The organism is Vibrio sp. OPT46, assembly GCF_015163535.1.
GTDB lineage: Bacteria > Pseudomonadota > Gammaproteobacteria > Enterobacterales > Vibrionaceae > Vibrio > Vibrio alginolyticus.
The window spans coordinates 1-997 of record NZ_JADDYG010000198.1 but is presented as its reverse complement, the minus strand read 5'-3'; the positions used below and the strand labels follow the sequence as shown (position 1 = coordinate 997).

The 997-nt window shown below is 42.0% G+C and carries 1 protein-coding gene; it reads left to right on the top strand.

Features of this window, described 5'->3' with window-relative positions:
• The first annotated feature begins 15 nt into the window (after positions 1 to 15).
• Positions 16 to 396 (top strand): DUF4087 domain-containing protein, encoded by a 381-nt coding sequence (locus IQR33_RS08750; protein ID WP_193843642.1) that lies wholly within the window; start codon positions 16 to 18, stop codon positions 394 to 396.
• Positions 397 to 997: the final 601 nt, after the last annotated feature.

Sequence of the window (997 nt, the reverse complement as noted above, 5' to 3'; positions counted from 1 at the left end):
CGAATGGAGTAAATAATGAGATTTTTGATTGTTATTTTGGGGATGTTTTCTGCATTAGCAGCGACGGCAGAAGAGACTCGATGTGGATGGCTTGAAAATCCTTCTCCTGCCAATATGTGGTTGATTGATCGCGATGGCTCGTGGGATGTATCAGTCCAAGGTACTTCAAATGCTTTGGACGATAAATCGATGGAACTGCTTTATCAAGCGACTGCAAATGAAAATGAATTTGTTAGAACAAATCGAAACTATGGTTTTAGTTGTGCTTGCTTAACAGTGGACGTAGACGAAGAGCAAAATTCGATTACAACAATCTATAAATCCAAGCAGTTACCTTTGAAGCAGTGCTTAGAGGACATATCCATAACGAAAGATATTCCACTTCCTTTTAAGTAATTCGCCTAACAAATTGTTCAAGAGGGACTCGCAACGCGTGGCACTTTTACTATGCGTTAGTTTTAGTGACTAAGGTGGTATGCGGCGGCTTCGGTATTGCGTTGCTCACCCCTTAACAAGGCGTTAGTTGCCAACGAGAAAATCGCAGCTAAAACAGAGTGTTTAGGTCTAATCGTTCGTGTACTTTGCTCGATTCTGCGCTTTGAACTTCGGGATCTTGGTTCGCGGAAATTGAGCTTCGTTCTTTTCCTAGTTTGGTTTGCCGTTTCAGAAGCCGATTTACTTGTTGAAAGTCAGCTTTGTGGCATTGTTTCTCCAAAAGGTCTTTTTGGTGTTGTCAGTTCGTTTTCTACGGCGTTGCATGTTCCAAGTGGTTTCAGTGACAAACGCTTTGAAACTGCGCCTGATTTGAGTTTTCCAACACACGTAAAACTAGTGTTGGCAAAGCGGCAATTAACATCAAACCAAAGCCTTAGGTTTGGCAACTAACAAAGCATTTAAGAGGGATTCACAACGCTTGGCAGTTTTGGTTTGAATTAACTTTAGTGTTTACGGCACAATGCTTTAGGTCGGGTGGTTTGCGTTGTTCACCCCTTAATGC